Below are 18,733 nucleotides of genomic sequence, written 5' to 3'. Positions count from 1 at the left end.
CGGCCTATCCGGCCAGGGCGTTGCGCATGGTCCGCAGGGCCACGGACAGGGACGCGAGCTCGGTCCCGGGCTCGCCCCGGCCCTCGGCCTCGATCTCCCCGAGCACCTCGCGCAGCCGCGCCAGGCGGGACTCGTTGGCCTCCTCCCAGGCGTCGACCTTCTCGCGCGCGGTCCGCCCCGGTGCCCGGAGCGCCCGGTCGGCGAGGGCCACGAGCGTGGCGTAGACGTCCTCCCGCATCGCCATGCGGGCCAGCACCTGCCAGCGGGTCTCCTGCGGCAGGTCCGTGATCCGGTTGAGCAGGCCCTCCATGCGGTAGCGGTCGTAGAGCTCGAAGTAGACCTTGGCGATGGTCTTGATCTGCTCCTCGTCGATCCTGCCGTCCTCGTCCAGCCCGGTGCCGGAGGCGTGCGCCAGACGGGCGACGTCGAGCAGCGCGAACGCGTCCAGCAGCTGCGACCACTCCGTGGCCAGCGGCCCCGGCACCCCCTGCCGCACGGCCGCCTCCGCGCGGGAGTCGACCCGCTGGCGGGAGTCCTCCCCCAGCAGCCGGTCCTCGAGGAAACGGATGTCCACCGTCGGCTTGTACCGCTCGATGACCTCGGTGACCGGGTCGGCGGTCTCCTGCCGGTGGAGGAGCCAGCGCACCACGCGGTCCAGGACCCGGTGCATGTCCAGGAACATCCGGTCCCACAGCTCCACGGGCGTTCCCGCGGGCAGGACCCGGTGCCGTCGGACGTAGTCCTCGAGGTCGTAGATCTCGACCGCGGCGACGAACGCCCGGGCGATGTCCGCCGGAGAGGCCCCGGTCTCGTCGATGACCCGCTGGACGAAGGTGACCCCGCCGTAGTTGATCATCCGGTTCGCCACCACGGTGCAGATGATCTCGGCGCGCAGCGGGTGGGTGTCCACGAGCCGGCCGAACCGGTCGGTGATCTGCGCCGGGAAGTACTCCTCCAGCACCCGGGCGAACCACGGGTCCTCGGCGAGGTCGGAGTCCACGAGGGCCTCGAACAGCTGGATCTTGGCGTAGGCCGCGAGCACGGACAGCCCCGGGGAGGTGATCCCCAGCCCCAGCCGGGTCACCCGCTGGCGCAGCTCCTCGTCCGAGGGCAGGCTCTCGATCTGCCGGTCGAGCTCGGCGTTCTCCTCGAGCCAGTGCATGAAGCGGAGGTAGGACTCGTTGAACCGGGCGGTGCGCGAGCGCTCCGTGGTCAGCAGCACGTTCTGGGCCACGTTGGTCTCGAGCACGAGACCGGCCACCTCGTCCGTCATGGCCTCGATGAACCCGGCCCGCTCCTCGGCGGCCAGCTCCCCGGCCACGACCATCCGGTCCACGAGGATCTTGATGTTGACCTCCCGGTCGGAGGACTCCACGCCGCCGGAGTTGTCGATCGCGTCCGTGTTCAGCAGCACGCCGCCGAGGGCGGCCTCCACGCGCCCGAGCTGGGTGCAGCCGAGGTTGCCGCCCTCGCCCACCACCTTGACCCGCAGGTCCGCGCCGTCGACCCGGATCGCGTCGTTCGCCTTGTCCCCCACGTCCGTGTGGGACTCCTGCGACGACTTCACGTAGGTGCCGATGCCGCCGTTGTAGAGCAGGTCCGCCGGGGCGGTGAGGATCGCGCGGATCAGCTCGATCGGGGTCATCTCCTCGACCCCGTCCGGCAGGCCCAGGGCCTCGCGGACCTGCGGGGAGACCGGCACGGACTTCACCGTGCGCGAGTACACCCCCCCGCCCGCGGAGATCTTCTCCCGGTCGTAGTCCTGCCACGAGGAGCGCGGGCGGCCGAAGAGCCGCTCGCGCTCGGCGTAGGAGACGGCCGGGTCCGGGTCCGGGTCCAGGAAGATGTCGCGGTGGTCGAACGCGGCGACCAGCCGGATGTGCTCGGAGAGCAGCATGCCGTTGCCGAACACGTCCCCGGACATGTCGCCCACGCCCACCACGGTGAAGTCCTCCGTCTGGGTGTCCACGCCCAGCTCGAAGAAGTGCCGCTTGACGGACTCCCACGCCCCGCGGGCGGTGATGCCCATGGCCTTGTGGTCGTAGCCCACCGACCCGCCGGAGGCGAAGGCGTCGCCGAGCCAGAACCCGTACTCCGCGGAGATCGCGTTGGCGGTGTCGGAGAAGGACGCCGTGCCCTTGTCCGCGGCCACCACCAGGTAGGAGTCCTGGCCGTCGCGGCGCACCACCTGCTCCGGGTGCACCACGACGTCGTGGCCGGTCTCGTCCCGCACCAGGTTGTCGGTGATGTCCAGCAGGGAGGCGATGAACAGCTTGTACGCCTCGCGGCCCTCGCGCACCCAGGCGTCGCGGTCCACGGCGGGATCCGGCAGCTGCTTGGGGTAGAACCCGCCCTTGGCCCCGTTGGGCACGATCACCGAGTTCTTCACCATCTGCGCCTTGACCAGGCCCAGCACCTCGGTGCGGAAGTCCTCGCGGCGGTCCGACCAGCGCAGCCCGCCGCGGGCCACCGGCCCGAAGCGCAGGTGCGTGCCCTCGACCCGCGGGGACCACACCCAGATCTCGAACATGGGGTGGGGCCGCGGGGCGGTGCTGATCCGCCCGGGGTTGAGCTTGAACGCCATGGTGGGCCGGTGCTGGTACACGTTGGTGCGCACGGTGGCGGCCATGATCTCGGTCAGCGCCCGCAGCAGCTTGTCCGCGTCGAGGGTCGGGACCTCGTCGAGGGCCTCCATCAGACGGGTCTGCGCGGCGTCGCGCTGGGAGCCGCGCACGGCGTCGTCGAGGGCGGGGTTGAAGCTCGCGTCGAAGAACTCGACCAGTCCGCGGGTGACCGCGGGGAAGGCCAGGAGCGTGTCCGCGATGTAGTCGAACGAGTTGGAGTGCCCCAGCTGCAGGAGGTACCGGACGTAGGAGCGCAGCACCGCCACGGTCCGCCACGTCAGCCGCTCGGTGAGGACCAGCCGGTTCAGGGAGTCGGACTCCGAGCGGTTGGACAGCACCGCGCACAGGGTGTCCTCGATGAGGTCCTCGGTCCGGGCGTCCTCCGGGCCGATGGCGTCCACGCCCTCGGGCAGGCGCACCCCGAAGTCGTAGAGCTGGAAGTGGCGTCCGTCGGCGGGCGTGACCTCGTAGGGCTTCTGGTCCAGGACCGTGAGGCCCAGGTTCTGCAGCATGGGCAGCAGCTCGGTGAGGGACAGGGACCGGGTGAGGTAGATGTTCAGCCGCACGCCCCCGGGGTCGTCGACCACGCGCACCTCCGCGGGCAGGTCCGGGTCGCGCCCCCAGAGCTCCTCGCAGCGCTGGAGGTCCTCGACGGCCTCCTGGATCTCGTAGTCCGCCCGGTAGGCGTCCGGGAACGCCTCCGCCCAGTTCTCGGCGTGCCTGCGGGCGAGGTCCTCCGGGAACTCGCGGTGGATCGCCCGGACCAGCGCCTCGGACCAGGAGCGCACGGCCGCGCGCAGCCGCGCCTCGAGGCCCGCCCGGTCGAAGGACTGCACCTGCCCGGTGTAGGGCAGGCGGATGCGGAAGAACAGCCGGGCCAGCGTGGAGGCGGAGAGCCGGGCGTCGAAGTCGATGGACTCGGCGTCGAAGGTCCGCCGCAGCTCCGCCTCGATCCGCCCGCGCACCGATGTGTTGTACCGGTCCCGGGGCAGGAAGACGACCGCGGACATGAACCGCCCGAAGTGGTCCTGGCGCAGGAACAGCCGGGTCTGGCGCCGCTCGTCCAGGCCCATGACGCCGCGCATGATGTCGTAGAGCTCGTCCGCGGTCATGTGGAACAGCTCGTCCCGCGGGTAGTCCTCGATGTTGCCCATGAGGTCCCGGGCGGAGTGGGAGTCCTCGAGGAAGCCGAAGCGATCGGCGACCTCCGCCAGCTTCTCCTTGAGCAGCGGCGTCTCCCGCGCCGGGGTGTTGTAGGCCCGGCGGGTGAACAGCCCCAGCACCAGGTACTCCCCCACGATCCGGCCCTCGTCGTCGTACTTGGCGACGCCGACGTAGTCGAGGTACTCGCGGCGGTGGATGGAGGAGCGGCGGTTGGCCTTCGTGACGAACAGGGTGCCGGCCTCGCGGGCGTGCTCCCGGCCCAGGCCGGTGAGCTGCTGGCGGTGGGGCTTGCCCTCGTGCTCCACGAGCAGGCCCAGGCCCGTCCCGGGCCGGCTGACGAGGGCAAGCCCGTCGCCGGTCTCCTCGAGGTCGTACTCCTTGAAGCCCATGAGGATGAAGTTCCCGCCGATCAGCCAGCGCAGGAAGTCCTGGGACGGGCCGACCATCGGGGGGTGCCCGCCGCCCGGCAGCTCCAGGGTGCGCAGCCGGTCCAGCTCCCCGGACAGCCGCTCGACGCGCGCCTTGAGCTGCTCCTGGTCCTCGTCGACGCGCTGGACGTCGCGGAGCAGGGTGGAGAGCCGGTCCACGAGCTGCTGGGCGGTCTCGTCGGAGATCGTGCGGGAGAGCTCCACGGAGATCCAGGACTCCACCACGTGCCGGGTCCCGCCGGAGGCCCGGAAGTTCGCCAGGCTCGGCAGCGCGGTGGTGTCCCCGCTGGCGCTCGCGGAGAAGTCGGGCACCTGCTGGAGCTCGCGCAGCTCGTGGCTGCCCTCGTCCCGGGTCGCCACCAGCACGGGGTGGATGACCAGGCGGGCGCCGCCCCACTTGGCGGCGATCTCCGCGTTCACGGTGCTCACGAGGTAGGGCACGTCCTCGGTGACCACGAAGACCACCGAGTTCGAGTCCTCCTGGCGCACGCCCACGGCGATCTCGCCCGGGGCGCGCACCCGGCCCACTTCGTGGTGGTGGTCGGCGCGCTCGCGCAGCTGCTCCTCGGTGCGCGCGAGCAGGTCCTCCTGCGGGACGTGGCGGTAGTACTCGTTGATCCACGCCCGGTCGCCGTCCCACTGCGGGGTCTGCGGGATCACCCGGAGCGTCTCCGTGCGGTCCTCATCGGGGATCGTGTACTGGTCAGGGGCCACAGCCGCATCACGCCTTCGTCGCCGTGGGCGGCACGGAGCGCGGTCTGTGCGCCGCCGTCGCCGCCCCAGGGGGTGGACGGCACCTCGTGGGACCGTCCCTGGTCCGTCCAGCTTATTGAACGAACACCGCCGTGTCAGGGGGCGGTGGGCTCGGGCACGTCGTCCCGCAGCCGGGCGTCGTCGAGGGCCTCGGTCCGCACCGGGACCACCTCGCAGTTGCGCACCCGGGGATGGGTCTCGCCGTTGAGCACGGAGACCGTCAGGCGGATCAGCGAGCCGTGGGCCACCACCAGGACGTTGCGCCCCGGGTGCGCGTCGCGGATCCGGCGCAGCGCGGCCGTGCCGCGGCGGGCCACCGCCTCCGCCGGCTCCCCCTCGGCCAGGATCGCCTCCCGGGCGTGCGGCTCGAGCCCGGCCAGGCTGGAGCCCTCCCACACGCCGAAGCCGCGCTCCACGAGCCCGGCGCAGGTCGCGCTCAGCTCGAGGCCGAGGACCCCGCCGATGATCCGCGCGGTCTCCACGGCGCGGCCGAGCGGCGAGGAGACCAGCACGTCCCAGGTGGTCGCCTCGGCGTGCAGCTGCCGGGCGACGGACCGGGCCTCGTGCCGTCCGGTGTCGTTGAGCGGGACGTCCGTGGCGCCCTGCAGCCGCTCCTCCAGGTTCCAGTCGGTCTGGCCGTGGCGGATGAGCGCGATGCGTCCGGGAGTGTTCACGCCCTCCACTGTGGGCGACGGCCCGCCGCGGGGCAAGCCCGGGACGGCCCCGGCCCGCCGCGGACGGCGGGCCGGGGACCGGGCCTGCTACTGCCGGCCCTCGGGGCGCTCCGGGCGCTCGCGCTCCTCGACGGAGGAGCGCACCTCGGGGTCGTCGGTGTCGTCGACCCACGGCTCGGTCTGACGGTGCTCCTCCACGTGGTTCGGCTGCCGGGCCTGCAGCGCGTCCTCGACCTCGTGCTTCATCTGGTCGTCGAGCTCCGACCCGTGCTTGGTGTTGCCTCTCTCGGCCATCACGTCGCTCCTTCGGTGGTGGTGCCCGGCCGGCCCGGGCGTGGGATCAGCTGCCGCCCTCGTCCTCGACCAGCCCGCGCTGGGCGCGGTCGGCCGCCTCGGAGGAGCCCTCGGGCAGAGGGTCGGCCGCGGGCGGGACCTGGCCGGGGGCGTAGTCCTGCAGCCCGGCGGCCACCCGCTCCTGCTCGGTGGCCGCGGCGAGGGCGTCGTCGTCGAGCTTCTCGGGCATGCCCGCGTGGCCCTGGTGGATCGGGCGGGGCAGGGCGTCCTCCTGCGGCTCGATGACGTCGTCGAGATTCGGGGCGTCGAGGTTCGGGGCGTCGTCGTTCGGGGTGCTCATAGGAAGCCTCCTTACGTTGTGCCGTGTGCCCACCCTAGCGAACCGGGCGGGGCCGGGGAAGGGCGCGGGGTGGCCCGACCCCGGCGGGACACGGCGGAGCCGCGGGGTCGGGGTCCTGGACGAACCGCGGCGATGGGGGTTGAGTAGCGGTCATGACCACCTTCACGTTCAGCTCCCGCGTGCCCCACCCCGTCGAGGACGTCTTCGCCTGGCACGCCCGCCCGGGAGCCCTCACGCGGCTGACCCCCGCGTGGACGGGCTCCGTCGTGGAGGAGTCCTCCCCGCCGCTGCAGAACGGCACGCGGTCCCGGCTGCGGGTCGCCGTGCCCGGCAGCTACGGGCTCGCCTCGGTGCCCTGGACGGCGGAGCACCACGGGTTCGTCCCGGGCCGGGAGTTCCGCGACCGGATGGTCAGGGGTCCGCTCGCCTCCTGGGAGCACCACCACCGGTTCGACGACGACGGGCACGGGGGGACCGTGGTCACCGACACGGTGGAGTACTCCGCGCTGCCGGGCGACCGGGCCTTCGGGGACCGGCTGATGGGACCGGCCCTGGGCCGGCAGTTCGAGGCCCGCGAGCGCCGGCTGACCGCGGACCTGGAGTTCCACGCCCGATATCCCGGCCGGCCGCTGACGGTCGCCCTCACCGGGGCGTCCGGCACGATCGGCACGCAGCTGGCCGCGCTGCTGGGCACCGGCGGGCACACCGTGCTGCGCTTCGTGCGCCGCGAGGCGCGCACCCCCGGGGAGATCTCCTGGGACCCGGAGGCCGGGGTCCTGGACCCCGGCGCCCTGCGGGGCGTGGACGTGGTCGTGAACCTGGCCGGGCGCAGCATCGGGGGGCGGCTCACGCGCGCGGCGAAGGAGCAGATCCGCGACTCCCGCGTGCGCGGCACCGAGCTGATCGTGCGCGCCCTCGCCGCTCTCGGCGAGGACGCCCCGGCGGCCCTGGTCAACGCCTCCGCGATCGGCTACTACGGGGCCGACACGCACGGGCAGACGGTCACCGAGAAGTCCCCGGCGGGCGGGGACTTCCTCGCCGAGGTCTGCACCGCCTGGGAGCGGGCCGCGCAGGGCGCCGAGGCCACCGGGACACGCGTGGTGACGGTGCGCACCGGGGTGGTGCAGACCCCCGCCGGCGGCGCGCTCAAGGCGCAGCTGCCGCTGTTCCTCGCCGGGCTGGGCGGGCGGCTGGGCTCCGGGAACCAGTGGCTGAGCTGGATCTCCCTGGACGACGCGGTGGGCCTGTTCGCCCACGCCGTGCTCTCCGCCGGGCTGCACGGTCCCGTCAACGCCGTCGCCCCCATGCCGGTCACGGGCCGGGACTACGCGCGGACCCTCGGCAAGGTGCTCGGCCGGCCCGCGCTGCTGCCCACGCCGGGCTTCGGGCCGAAGCTGGTGCTCGGCGCCGAGGGGGCGGAGCTGATGGCCCTCGCGGACCAGCGGGTCTCGGCCGACCGCGCCATCGACCGCGGCTACCGGTTCCGGCACCCCGACCTCGGCTCCGCGCTGCGCGAGGAGCTCGGCCGGTTCTGAGGGCGGGCGCCGAGGACCCGTCCGGCGGGGCCGGACGGGTCCTGGGCGCCGGGGCGGCGCCGGGCTCAGAGCCGCCCGGTGACCGGGAAGCGCTCCCAGGCCCGGTGGCTCTTCATGAGCGCGACGACCTGCTCCACCACGGCGGCGGAGTCCTTGCCGGTGACCACGCCGGGCGCGCCCTCGGGCAGGCCGGCCGCGGCGAGCGCGCGCCCCTTGTCGCCCCACACGCCGATGGCCTTGGCCTGGCGGAACGCCTCGCCGAGCAGCAGGTGCACGCGGGGGTCCAGGGCGCCCGTGGACACGGCGCCGGCCTTGGCGTCGAGGCCCGGCCGGGCGTCCGGGGCCGGCGGCACGGCACCGGCCACGAGCACGGAGTCGAACTCGACGGAGCGGGCGGTGAGGTAGGTGCGCTGGGCCACGACCCTCCCGCCGCGCCCGACCGGCCCGCCGTGCGGGGCGATCACCAGCGGGACCATGCCCGCGGCGTCGACCGCCTCGACCACGGCCAGCAGGTCGGACTCGTCCGGGTCGGACCCGACCACGATGCCGACCTGCCGGCCGTCGAGCGGCCACTGCCCGCCGATCTGGGACAGGGCCGGGCTCGGCTCGATCCGGCCGTGCTCGACGGTGGGCCGCGGCGCGGGCAGCCCCAGGCCCTCGGCGACCACGGCGCACAGCTTCGCGTCGATGTTGGCCAGCGACTGCAGCTGGCGCTCCTTGACCGACTGCTCCCAGCACTTGCCGAGCTCGAAGGTGTAGGCCTGCGCGATGTGCTCCTTCTCGACGTCGCTCATGGACAGCCAGAACAGGCGGGCCTGGCTGTAGTGGTCGTCGAAGGACGCCGGGGCCCCGCGCTCCTTGACCGACTCCGCGACCGGGGCCGGGTGGTCGATGAAGGGACGGGCCGGCTCCTCGGCGGGGAACGGGTTGTTCCCGTCGAGGGTGTTCGGGTGGTAGGGCGCGACCCCGGTGTGCACGGCGGTCTGGTGCATGCCGTCCCGCAGCATGTCGTTGACCGGGGCGTGCGGGCGGTTGATCGGCAGCTGCGTCCAGTTGGGCCCGCCCAGCCGGCTGAGCTGGGTGTCCAGGTAGGAGAACAGCCGGCCCTGCAGCAGCGGGTCGTTGGTCACGTCGATGCCGCGCACCAGGTTGTTGGGGTTGAAGGCGACCTGCTCGGTCTCGGCGAAGTAGTTGGAGGGGTTGCGGTCCAGCGTCATCAGTCCCACCGGCTGCACGGGCGCCAGCTCCTCCGGGACGATCTTCGTGGGGTCGAGCAGGTCGATGCCCTCGAACATCTGCTCCTCGTTGTCCTCGAAGACCTGCACGCCGAGCTCCCACTCGGGGTGGGCGCCGGCCTCGATGGCGTCGGCGAGGTCGCGGCGGTGGACGTCGGGGTCCATGCCGTTGGCGATCTGCGCCTCCTCCCACAGCACGGAGTGCACGCCCAGCTTCGGCTTCCAGTGGAACTTCACGAGCACGCTGCCGCCCTCGTCGTCCAGGAGCCGGAAGGTGTGGACCCCGAAGCCCTCCATCGTCCGGTAGGAGCGCGGGATCGCGCGGTCGGACATGTTCCAGATCGTGTGGTGCTGCGCCTCGGTGTGCAGCGAGACGAAGTCCCAGAAGGTGTCGTGGGCGGACTGGGCCTGCGGGATCTCCCGGTCCGGGTGCGGCTTGCCGGCGTGGATGACGTCCGGGAACTTGATCGCGTCCTGGATGAAGAACACCGGGATGTTGTTGCCCACCAGGTCCCAGGTGCCCTCGGACGTGTAGAACTTCGTGGCGAAGCCGCGGGTGTCCCGGGCCAGGTCGGCCGAACCCCGGGAGCCGAGGACGGTCGAGAAGCGCACGAAGACCGGGGTCTCCACGTCCTTGCCGAACACGGCGGCCGACGAGATCCGGCTCGCGGTGCCGTAGGAGCGGAACACGCCGTGGGCGCCGGCGCCGCGGGCGTGGACCACCCGCTCGGGGATGCGCTCGTGGTCGAAGTGGCTGATCTTCTCGCGGAAGTGGTGGTCCTGGAGCAGCACGGGCCCGCGCCGGCCGGCCTTCAGGGAGTGGTCCGTGTCGCTGCGCCGGGACCCGTGGGCGGTGGTCAGGTACTCCCCGCCCTGGGCGGCGAGCGTGGGGTCGGCCCCGGTGTCGCGGCCGGTGGGGCTCACGGGCGCCGGCGCCGCCTGGTCGGGCTTCGGCGGCAGCGGGGGCCGGGGCTCGGTGGGCTCCGCGGCCGGGGCCGTCCCGCTGCCGGGAACACCCGGGGGCATCGGTGCCTGCCCACCCGCTCGGTGCCTCATCCTGTTGAGCCTCTTGCGCATGTGCTTCTCCCGCTCGTCCTCGTTCACGTGGTCGTCGCCGGCCGGCCCGGCCCCGGCGGGGCGCGGAACAGCCAGTCCGCTGACCATTCAGTCACCGGCGGACGGGACCGCACAAGCCCCCACGCGGCACTCCGCGCTCGGTGAACAGCCCCGGACACGGCGCGGCCCCCCGCCGGCCGGAGCCGGCGGGGGGCCCGCAGGACAGGGCTCAGGCCCGGTCGTCCTGCTCCTGCACGTCGATCCGCTCCTGGCGCACCGTCTCCTCGATCACCTCGGTGCGCTCGGTGCGGCGCACGGCCAGGCGCACCCGCTGGTAGGGCACCCGCACGGTCTGCACCACGGGCACCTCGCGGTAGAGGATGACCTCGTCCTCCCCCACCGGCAGGTCCTGCCCGGCGAGGAAGGCCTCGCGCTCCTCCTCGGTGATCGGGGTGCGGATCTCCTCGACGTCCTCGGAGGCCAGGGTCTGCTCCTCGCGCACCGGCTCCTCGACCACGTACTTGCGCAGGCGCAGCCGCCCGGACTCGACCCGCTCCGTGCCGGCCCGCAGCCGTTCCTCGTGCCGGACCACGGTGGCCGCGTCGTCTCCGGCCCGGCCCCCCTCGAACCGGTCGCGCGCCGGCGCGTCGTCCTCGAACCGGTCGTCCTCGAACCGGTCGGGCCCGGACCGGTCGTGCCGAGCGGCGGCCTCCTGGTCGAAGGCCCGCTCCCCGGCGCCGGCGGACGGTTCGCGGCGCTCGTCCGCGACGCTCTCCCGGGCCCGGCCGGCGGTGGCGTCGGCGCCCGTGAGGGACTCCCCCGTCCGGCGGACGTTCGTGCCGTCGTCGTCGCCGGCGTCGTCGCCGTGCCGGTGGGCGTCGTCGTCCCCGGCGTCGATGTTGTAGGCGGGCGCCCCGCCGCGCGGGTCCCGCGTGTCGGTCGGCCCGGACGTCGCGTCGCCGCCGACGTCGCGGCCCTCCCGGCCGTAGGCGTTGTGGTCCCACAGCTCGGTCGACGAACTGGGGGCGTGGCGCTCCACGCCCGTGTCGTCCACGTCGCGCGTCCGGTCGGGACGCGTCCCGGGGCGCTCCGGGTGGGCGGTTTCCTGGTCGTACGGGCGGTCGTCGGAGGTGGACATCGTGGACTCTCCTCAGGATTGCTGTGGTGGTCGGATTTTATCAGCGTGCTGAGCGGTGCTTCCGCCCACTCTATGGGGGACCGGCCCGGGACACGCCCCGGCGCCCGCCCTTGTCCGCCCGCTCCCGCGGTGCCAGTATCGATGCATGAGCACCTGGACCGTCCTCGCGGCCGGCGGCGCCGAGGCCGCGCGGAGCGGGGTGTGGGAGAGTGGTGCGACGGTGGCCGGCGCGGTCGTCGTCGTGCTGATGGTGGCCGCCGTGACCTCCCTGCTGCGCACCCCGGGACAGGACCCGGTCCTGCGGCTGTTCTGGCTGCTCGTGATCCTCGCGTTCCCCGTGGCCGGCGCCGGCCTGTGGTTCGTGCTGGGCCGCCGTGCGGGCAGCGCCCCCGACGCGCACCCCGCGTAGTCGGTCCCGTCCCCGTGGAGGACCCGGCCGAGAAAGGAATCCGCATGAGCTACTCCCAGGACGGGCACGGGTTCTTCACCCAGGCCCTCGACGCCGAGGACCGCGGGCGGCTCGACGAGGCCGAGACCGCCTACCAGCAGGCCATCCTCCTCTTCGAGGAGGAGGGCGACTCCCTGCAGGAGCAGGCCGCCTGCCACTACAACCTGGGCCACCTCTACCTGGGGATGAACCGGCCGGGCCGGGCCGTCACCGCCTACGAGGAGGCCCTGCGCCTGTTCCACCGGATCGGCGGCAGCGGCAAGCACCAGGCCCGCACCCACCTGATCCTGGGCAGCCTGTGCCTGGAGCTGGACCGCGCCCACGACGCCGAGGAGCACCTCCTGGACGCCCTGGGGCAGTACCTCGACGCCCCGCACGACGCCCACGACCAGGCGCAGTGCCACGTCAACCTCGGCCGGGTCTACGAGCTCGGCGAGCGGCACACCCAGGCCATCACCGCCTACAACCGGGCCCTGGACTTCTACCAGGAGACCGAGGCCACCACCGCGGACCAGGCGGAGTGCTTCACCGCCCTGGGGCGGCTGTACGAGCGCGCGGGGCGGCTGAAGGAGTCCGGCGCGGCCTACGCGGCCGCGGCCCGGCTGCGCTGGGCCGCCGAGCAGCAACGACTGGAAAGTGCCGATCCCGCCCGGGACGCCGGCGTGCCCGACGGAGAGGACCGCACGTGAGCTCACGCCTGATCTACGGGTGCATGACCATCGGGGGCTCGTGGGACGACGTCCCGCACGACACCGCCACCGTGGACCGCGCCCGGGCGGCGGTGCACGCGGCCCTCGACGCCGGCATCACCGACTTCGACCACGCCGACATCTACGCCCACGGCAAGTCCGAGGCGGTCTTCGGGGAGCTCCTGGCCGAGGACCCGGCGCTGGCGGGCCGGGTGCGGCTGCAGACCAAGTGCGGGGTGCGCCTGCCCGGCAACACCGCCGCTCCCGGCGCCCCGGCCCACTACCGGCTGGACCGGGACACGATCCGCGCCGGGCTGGAGGGCTCCCTGCGCCGGCTCCGCGTGGACTCGGTGGAGCGGTTCATGCTGCACCGCCCCGATCCCCTCGCCGACCCCCACGAGGTGGCGGATGCCCTGGACGAGCTCCGCAAGGAAGGGCTCATCCGCTCGGTGGGCCTGTCCAACATGTCGACCCGCCAGGTGGCCCTCTACCAGCAGCTGCTCACCACGCCGGTGACGGCCCTGCAGCTCGAGCTGAGCCTGCGCCACCGCGGCTTCGTGGAGCAGCAGATCCTCGCCAACCACCCCGAGGGCGCCGAGCACTCGTTCCCGGAGGGGATCCTGGAGTACTGCGCGGCCGACGGCATCGAGGTGCAGGCGTGGGGCGCCCTGGCCCGGGGCCTGTACACCGGGGCGCCCATCCCGCCGGAGGACCAGCACGCCGCGGCCACGGCCGGGACGGTGCACCGGATCGCCGCCGCGCACGGGGTGTCCGGGGAGGCGGTGGTCCTCGCGTGGCTGATGCGCCACCCCGGCGGCATCCGCCCGGTCCTGGGCACCACCGACCCGCGCCGGATCGCCGCGTGCGCCGAGGCGGAGGCGCTGACGCCCCGGCTCGGCCACGAGGACTGGTACGCCCTGCTCACCGCGGCGCGCGGCAACCCGGTGCCCTGAGCCCGGTCAGCGGAACAGGGGCGGACCGGAGTAGGGGGCGAGGACCTCCTGCTGCTCCGGGGTGATCCGCAGGACCGTTCCGGTGGCGGGCACGAAGAACGCGAGCTGGGTCTCGGCGCGCACGCACGCCCGGCGGCTCACCACGTCCGTGATCTCGAAACCCAGGGTGAGTGCTCCGCCGCGGGCCGAGACGACCCACACGCGCACCTCCACCGGGGTGTTGCGGTACTCGAGGGAGCGCAGGTACTTGATCCGGTTCTCGGTGATCAGCGCCTGGGTGCCGGCGGGGAGCGCGGAGAAGAACGGGATGAGCGGGGCCTCCACCTCGTGACCGGTGCCCACGGGCACGCCGAGCGCCGCGATCCGCGCCTCCTCCAGCAGCCGCACGACCTCGACGTTGTTCACGTGGCCGTACGGGTCCATGTCGCCCCAGCGCATGGGCACCCGGCACAGCACCCCCGTCTCCTGCGTCACCGTCATGCGGTCGTCCTCCTCGGTCGTTCGGGCCCGGGGTCCGGCGGACGGACCGGCCGCGGCCGCCGCCCACGGGCGTCCCCATCGTAGGCCCCGGGCCCGGCCGGGCCGGACGCGCCCCGCGGCGACAGGGGCCGGGGTGCCAGAATGGGCGCGGACCCCGGGTCCTCCCGACGAGCGGCAAGGAGCAGCGGAATGACCGGACGCTCCCGCGCTGCCCGCCGGACGCGGCAATCGACACGGTCGGCACCGCGACGTCCGGCGCGGTGGGTGACGTGGGCCGCCGCCTCGCTGCTGGCCCTGGCGCTGGCCTGGCTGCTGGCGTGCTGGGCCGTGCTCCAGCACCCGCGCACGGACCAGCCGTCCCGGTCGGACGCCCTGTTCGTCCTCGGTCCCCCGGACCGGACCCGCATGGCGGAGGCGCAGCGGCTCATGGACGCCGGGGTGGCGCCGGTGCTCGTGATCGCCGTCCCCGGCGCCGGGGACCTCGGCGACGGCTCCGGACGCGTCCACTACCCGCGGGCCCAGCAGGTCTGCGCGGCGGAGCCGGCCTACGAGGTGATCTGCTTCCGGCCGGACCCGTCCACCACCCAGGGCGAGGCCCTGCGGCTGCGGGAGCTCAGCGAGCAGCGGGGCTGGGACCACGTCAGCGCGCTCACCTACCGCCAGCACGTCGGCCGGTCCCGGCTGATCCTCGAGCGCTGCTACGCCGGCGAGCTGGACGTGCTCTCCTTCGACTACCCGCAGGTGCCGCGGGGCCTGCTGCGGGAGTTCGCCTACCAGTCCGGCGGTTTCGCCAAGGCCTGGCTCACCCCCGGCTGCGACCAGCAGCTGCCCTGGCGGCCGAAGTCCCGGAGCTGAGCCGGGACGCCGGCCGGCTCAGCCGCCGCGGTCGGCGAGGTCGCGGGTCCACTCGACGGAGCGTCGGTCGCTGTCGGAGGAGACCGTGTGGGCGTCGTCGCGGCCGGAGAGGACGTCCGCCGCGGAGGTCCTCGGCGCCCCCGGACGGTGCGGCCCGCCGGACTCGGCGATCCCGGCGATCCAGGCCTCGCTCTCCACGCCGCGGTGCGCGTCCGCGGCCAGGCGGGCCCGGGCGGCGGCGACGGTGATGGGGTCCACGGGGTCGGCCATGGTCCCATTCTTCCCCCGCCGCCGCCCGGGAGGAAGACTGGGGCCATGACCGACCTGCAGTGCCCGGCCACCGCCGTCCTTCTCGACGACGCCGCCCCTCCCCCGCCGTGGACGGCCCGCCTGCGGGTGGCCGAGCGGTTCACGGCCCGCGACGAGGCGGAGCTGACGGCGCTCGTGGAGGACTCGGCCGACCTGTTCCGCGGGGAGACGTTCGTGGTCGCCGCCCCTGCCGGTGAGATCGAGGAGGCGCTGCGGCGGCGGGGCGTCGGCGGGCGGGCGCCGGCCGTCGTCGAGGTGGACTCCGCGGGGTGGCGGCCCCGGACCGCGCCCTGACGCGGACCGGTCAGGCGGAGCGCTCGATCTCGTCGGCCACCCAGCCGTGGACGATGCCCGCGAAGGTGTGCGGGTCGGTGAGCACACCCATGTGGGCGGTGTCCGTGACGATGCGGGTGACGTGGCGCTCCTGCGGGTCGAGGGCGCCGATCGCGGGGTCGTCGTCCCCCTGGACGAGCAGCACCGGCAGCTCGGAGTGCTCCAGGAGCAGCGGTGTCCGGTCGGGGCGGTCCCGCATGGCCTCGAGCGCACGGACCACGGCGGCCTCCGGCCAGTCCTGGGCCTGCCGGATCGCGGCCTCCACGTCCTCCCGGCGGGCGTCCTCCCGGAACGTCCGGGGCATCTGCCGGCGCGCGTAGGCCCCCACGCCCTGCTCCCGCACGGCGGCGATCCCCTTGTCCCGGCCGGCCCGTGCCCCCGCGTCGTCGGCCGCGGTGGTGCTGTAGGCCAGGACCGCGTGGCTGATCCGCGCGGCGTGACGCTCCAGGGCCGCGGCCAGCACGTAGCCGCCCAGTGAGTGCCCCACCCACACGCAGCGCTCGATCTCCTCGGCGTCGAGCACCTCGCACACCCGGTCCGCGTACGCGGCGAGGTCCGCGGGGCCCTCCGGGAGGCTGCCGCCGACCCCCGGCAGGTCCACCGTGAGGACGTCGTGGAAGGCCTCGAGCAGCGGCCGGGCCCGGCCCCAGAGCTGCTGGGTGCACAGCAGCCCCGGGAGCAGCAGCACGGTGGACGCCCCCGAACCGGAGCGGGTGAAGCGGAGCACGGCACTGTCCTTCCGTCGGCGGAGTCCTGGCCGTCAGCCTACGGACCCGGCGGTCCCGGTGTCGCCGGGCGCTCGCCGCGCAGCGGCCGGCACTGTGCTGTCCGGCCCGCCCTCTAGTGTTTCCGCAGGTGAGGTCGGCCTGACCTAACCGCACCGGGAATCCGAGGAGGACATCACTTCCATGATGGGACCGAGCCATGCGGCCTGCGGGGCAGCCGCATGGGTGGCACTGACCGCCGACTACCAGCTGCACCTGCAGGACCTCAGCATGCCGATCGGGTGGGGGCTGCTGGACGTCGGCGACGCCGGGGTGCTCACCGGCGCCCTGGTCACCGCCGGCGCGGCGCTGCTGCCGGACCTGGACCATCCGGGCGGCACCGTGGCCCGGTCCCTGCGGCCCCTGTCCACGTGGCTGTCCCGCGGGATCTGCCGGCTCTCGGGCGGGCACCGCCGCGGCACCCACTCGGTGCTGGGGGTGCTGGCGTTCACCGGTCTGGCGGCGGCCGCGCAGAAGATCGGCATCCCCGTCGGGGACCTGGGCCGGGTCTGGCCGCTGGCGGCGGTCATGTCCGTGCTGCTCATCGCGTTCGCCGTGCAGGTGCTCGCCTTCGTGCCGGAGCGGGTGGCGAAGCTCAACTGGGTCGTGGGGATCGGACTGGGCGTCGTCGTGGGCCTGTACCCGCCCGCCCACGAGTGGTGGTTCGCCGCCGCGGTGGGCACGGGCGTGGTGGCCCACCTGGCGGGGGACCTCGTGACCACGCGCGGGATCCACCTGCTCTACCCGCTGCGGATGCCGCTGCCCCTGCCGCGCGCCGTGTACAAGAACCGGTCGTTCCTCACCGTGCCGCTGATCGGCAACGCCGGGTCGGCCGCGGAGCTCGCGCTGCTCGCCCCGATCACGCTCTTCGCCCTCACGGGCCTGTGGGGCGCCTTCGCCCTGGCGACCGGGCTGGTGGTCGCCTGAACCGTCAGCCCGCCAGGCCCTGTGCCGCCAGCTTCTCGCCCTGCTTGGCGCGCTCCTTCTTGATCAGCTCGAGGGTGCGGATCAGTCGCGGCAGGGTGATGATGGCCAGCCCGCCGACCATGTTCAGCGGAATGACCCACAGGAACCACAGGAACCAGTCCGTGTAGGAGATCGCCGCGCCCATGTGCATGGCGCCGAAGATGACGATGGAGTTCAGGGCGCCGTGGAGCATGCCCAGTCCCACGACCAGCAGACCGCTGATCAGGGAGATCAGCGCGGTGACGACGTCGTTGGAGGTGCCCTGGCTCATCCGGGTGCTCAGCGTGATCGTGCTGCCGGCGAGGATCGCCAGCGCGGCCGTCTCCAGCGTGAGACCGCCCTCCATGTACTTCACCGAGGTCTCGAGCAGAAGCTGCTCGAACTGTGGGAAGGCCGCCCCCACCACCCACATGAACAGCCATCCGCCGGCGAGGTTGGCCACCAGGGTCACGGTCCACAGGCGGACCAGCTGCAGCCAGGTGCCGTGCTTGGCGACCACCGCGTTGATGGGGATCAGGAAGTCCTCGGTGAACAGCTCGGAGTGCGCCAGCCGCAGCGCGAACAGTCCGATCCCGAACGCCATGCCGGCCAGCAGGTCGGAGCCCGTCGCCTCCTTGACCGCGAGCATCGCCATGATGCCCAGGCCCACGTCGATGCCGCCGAACAGGCCCGTGATCACGAGCGCCCGCCAGGTCCGGTTGAGCCGGTCCGCGCCCTCCGCGACGGTGTTCTCGAACTCCTCGACGAGCTCGTCCTCGACCGGCTCGTCGCTGCGACCCAGCTCCTTGCGCTTGTCCTCGGTCTGCTGGTGATCGGGCTGCATGTGCACTCCCCTGCTCGGCGCCGGCGCCCCCTCCTGGAGGACGGTCCCAGCCTACCGACCGGGGCTCACGGCACGATTGGCCAACCGGGGGAAGTGTGGGTAGGATTGTCGTCGTTGCTCACGGCGGTCCGCCGCCGGGGGTCGACGAGCGCGAGTGGCGGAATAGGCAGACGCGCACGGTTCAGGTCCGTGTGCCCGAGAGGGCGTGGGGGTTCAACTCCCCCCTCGCGCACCGCAGGTTTCCCGCAGAACCCAACGGTTCTGTCCGTGAGACCCGATGTGGTGTCGAAGGCCGGTTGTTCGGAGGTTTCCGAGCAGCCGGCCTTCGGCGTTCCCGGCTCGTCGCCCCCGCACGACGCCTCCCGGAACGGCCGATCGCCCCCGGCCGGAGGGTCGAGCGCGGCCTGTTGCTCCGCTTCCGGATCGACCCGGCGGTCGACCGGCTCCACCCGGCACGGCGGACCGGTCGTCGGTCCCGGACGCAGCCGCCATGTCACACAGTGCATCGGACCGTCATGTTCCTGACGGCCTCCGGACTCCCCCGGGCGTGGGCCGCGCCTCACGGGCGGCGGCTCGTGCGCGCCGTCGTCGGGTGCGGCGACGGCCGTGACCGGGGGGCGCCCCCGGGTGTGAACACGCCGTGACCAGCGCAAACGCGGACTACTTACCGGTCAGGAACGGCCGCCGGCCGCGCGGGCACGAGTCGGCGCGGGCCACGGCGGACCAGGCGCCGCTCCGGGACGGCGGGTCACGACGCACGGCGCTTCACGATCGTTTGCCCTAGTGAAAGCCTTGAACCCCGCACGAGGACCTTCTTACGGTGATGCCACCCAGTTCACAGGGAAGATCTGTCTCACAGGTCTCGAAACATC

The 18,733-nt window shown here is 73.6% G+C and carries 17 protein-coding genes and 1 tRNA gene; 8 read left to right on the top strand and 10 right to left on the bottom strand.

The genetic code is table 11. The features are described from left to right. Nucleotides 1–4 precede the first annotated feature (4 nt). From AYX06_RS13840 to AYX06_RS13825, 4 genes are all read right to left on the bottom strand, one after another. Nucleotides 5–4,930 carry an NAD-glutamate dehydrogenase gene (locus AYX06_RS13840; protein ID WP_084271636.1) on the bottom strand — a complete coding sequence of 1,642 codons (4,926 nt, stop codon included), beginning with the start codon at nucleotides 4,928–4,930 and terminating at the stop codon, nucleotides 5–7. A gap of 134 nt (nucleotides 4,931–5,064) precedes the next feature. Beyond that, on the bottom strand, nucleotides 5,065–5,643 hold the full coding sequence (locus AYX06_RS13835; protein ID WP_062736264.1) for a histidine phosphatase family protein: 579 nt from the start codon (nucleotides 5,641–5,643) through the stop codon (nucleotides 5,065–5,067). 87 nt (nucleotides 5,644–5,730) lie between these two features. Beyond that, nucleotides 5,731–5,937, bottom strand: a complete 207-nt coding sequence (locus AYX06_RS13830) for a hypothetical protein (protein ID WP_062736263.1) — start codon at nucleotides 5,935–5,937, stop codon at nucleotides 5,731–5,733. Nucleotides 5,938–5,983: 46 nt separating this feature from the next. After that, complete coding sequence (locus tag AYX06_RS13825) at nucleotides 5,984–6,277, bottom strand: hypothetical protein (protein WP_062736262.1); 294 nt, start codon at nucleotides 6,275–6,277, stop codon at nucleotides 5,984–5,986. Between the two features lie 152 nt (nucleotides 6,278–6,429). On the opposite strand from AYX06_RS13825, the gene AYX06_RS13820 reads away from it, so the two are divergent. Next, nucleotides 6,430–7,812, top strand: a complete 1,383-nt coding sequence (locus AYX06_RS13820; RefSeq protein WP_062736261.1) for a TIGR01777 family oxidoreductase — start codon at nucleotides 6,430–6,432, stop codon at nucleotides 7,810–7,812. Nucleotides 7,813–7,877: 65 nt separating this feature from the next. On the opposite strand, the gene AYX06_RS13815 is transcribed toward AYX06_RS13820, so the two are convergent. Together AYX06_RS13815 and AYX06_RS20255 are read right to left on the bottom strand one after the other, a co-directional pair. Beyond that, on the bottom strand, nucleotides 7,878–10,103 hold the full coding sequence (locus AYX06_RS13815; RefSeq protein WP_232319317.1) for a catalase: 2,226 nt from the start codon (nucleotides 10,101–10,103) through the stop codon (nucleotides 7,878–7,880). A 229-nt stretch (nucleotides 10,104–10,332) separates the two neighbouring features. Further along, complete coding sequence (locus AYX06_RS20255; RefSeq protein WP_084271635.1) at nucleotides 10,333–11,241, bottom strand: YsnF/AvaK domain-containing protein; 909 nt, start codon at nucleotides 11,239–11,241, stop codon at nucleotides 10,333–10,335. 145 nt (nucleotides 11,242–11,386) lie between these two features. On the opposite strand from AYX06_RS20255, the gene AYX06_RS13805 reads away from it, so the two are divergent. The 3 genes from AYX06_RS13805 to AYX06_RS13795 are packed head-to-tail and all read left to right on the top strand — an operon-like array spanning nucleotide 11,387 to nucleotide 13,331. After that, entirely contained in the window at nucleotides 11,387–11,650 is a 264-nt protein-coding gene (locus AYX06_RS13805; protein ID WP_062736259.1) for a PLD nuclease N-terminal domain-containing protein, read from the top strand. Nucleotides 11,651–11,694: 44 nt separating this feature from the next. Beyond that, nucleotides 11,695–12,378 (top strand): tetratricopeptide repeat protein, encoded by a 684-nt coding sequence (locus tag AYX06_RS13800; RefSeq protein ID WP_062736258.1) that lies wholly within the window; start codon nucleotides 11,695–11,697, stop codon nucleotides 12,376–12,378. Further along, on the top strand, nucleotides 12,375–13,331 hold the full coding sequence (locus AYX06_RS13795; protein ID WP_084271634.1) for an aldo/keto reductase: 957 nt from the start codon (nucleotides 12,375–12,377) through the stop codon (nucleotides 13,329–13,331). Before AYX06_RS13800 ends, AYX06_RS13795 begins: the two co-directional genes overlap by 4 nt. A gap of 6 nt (nucleotides 13,332–13,337) precedes the next feature. Here the strand turns inward: AYX06_RS13795 and AYX06_RS13790 are convergent, their stop codons facing one another. Further along, nucleotides 13,338–13,811, bottom strand: coding sequence for an acyl-CoA thioesterase (locus tag AYX06_RS13790; RefSeq protein ID WP_062736257.1), 474 nt, complete (start codon nucleotides 13,809–13,811; stop codon nucleotides 13,338–13,340). Between the two features lie 264 nt (nucleotides 13,812–14,075). Between AYX06_RS13790 and AYX06_RS13785 the strand changes: the two genes are divergently transcribed. After that, nucleotides 14,076–14,666 (top strand): YdcF family protein, encoded by a 591-nt coding sequence (locus AYX06_RS13785; protein ID WP_147017698.1) that lies wholly within the window; start codon nucleotides 14,076–14,078, stop codon nucleotides 14,664–14,666. 18 nt (nucleotides 14,667–14,684) lie between these two features. Here AYX06_RS13785 and AYX06_RS13780 read toward each other — a convergent pair whose 3' ends face one another. Then, a complete protein-coding gene (locus AYX06_RS13780) occupies nucleotides 14,685–14,936 on the bottom strand; it encodes a hypothetical protein (RefSeq protein WP_062736256.1) in 252 nt (83 codons plus the stop codon). A 45-nt stretch (nucleotides 14,937–14,981) separates the two neighbouring features. Here AYX06_RS13780 and AYX06_RS13775 point away from each other — a divergent pair, with 45 nt between their 5' ends. Then, complete coding sequence (locus tag AYX06_RS13775) at nucleotides 14,982–15,269, top strand: hypothetical protein (RefSeq protein WP_062736255.1); 288 nt, start codon at nucleotides 14,982–14,984, stop codon at nucleotides 15,267–15,269. 10 nt (nucleotides 15,270–15,279) lie between these two features. Here the strand turns inward: AYX06_RS13775 and AYX06_RS13770 are convergent, their stop codons facing one another. Further along, nucleotides 15,280–16,035 carry an alpha/beta fold hydrolase gene (locus AYX06_RS13770; protein WP_062736254.1) on the bottom strand — a complete coding sequence of 252 codons (756 nt, stop codon included), beginning with the start codon at nucleotides 16,033–16,035 and terminating at the stop codon, nucleotides 15,280–15,282. Nucleotides 16,036–16,216: 181 nt separating this feature from the next. Between AYX06_RS13770 and AYX06_RS13765 the strand changes: the two genes are divergently transcribed. After that, complete coding sequence (locus AYX06_RS13765; protein WP_062736253.1) at nucleotides 16,217–16,999, top strand: metal-dependent hydrolase; 783 nt, start codon at nucleotides 16,217–16,219, stop codon at nucleotides 16,997–16,999. A 4-nt stretch (nucleotides 17,000–17,003) separates the two neighbouring features. Here the strand turns inward: AYX06_RS13765 and AYX06_RS13760 are convergent, their stop codons facing one another. After that, the gene (locus tag AYX06_RS13760; RefSeq protein WP_062736252.1) at nucleotides 17,004–17,861 is read right to left on the bottom strand and encodes a formate/nitrite transporter family protein; all 858 of its coding nucleotides are present in this window, start codon (nucleotides 17,859–17,861) and stop codon (nucleotides 17,004–17,006) included. Nucleotides 17,862–18,009: 148 nt separating this feature from the next. Here AYX06_RS13760 and AYX06_RS13755 point away from each other — a divergent pair. Continuing rightward, nucleotides 18,010–18,093: transfer RNA gene (locus tag AYX06_RS13755), tRNA-Leu, on the top strand. The last annotated feature ends 640 nt before the right edge of the window (nucleotides 18,094–18,733 follow it).

Source organism: Kocuria turfanensis (assembly GCF_001580365.1).
Lineage (GTDB): Bacteria > Actinomycetota > Actinomycetes > Actinomycetales > Micrococcaceae > Kocuria > Kocuria turfanensis.
Note: the sequence above shows the minus strand (reverse complement) of the source record. Positions and strands in the feature narration are given on the sequence as shown.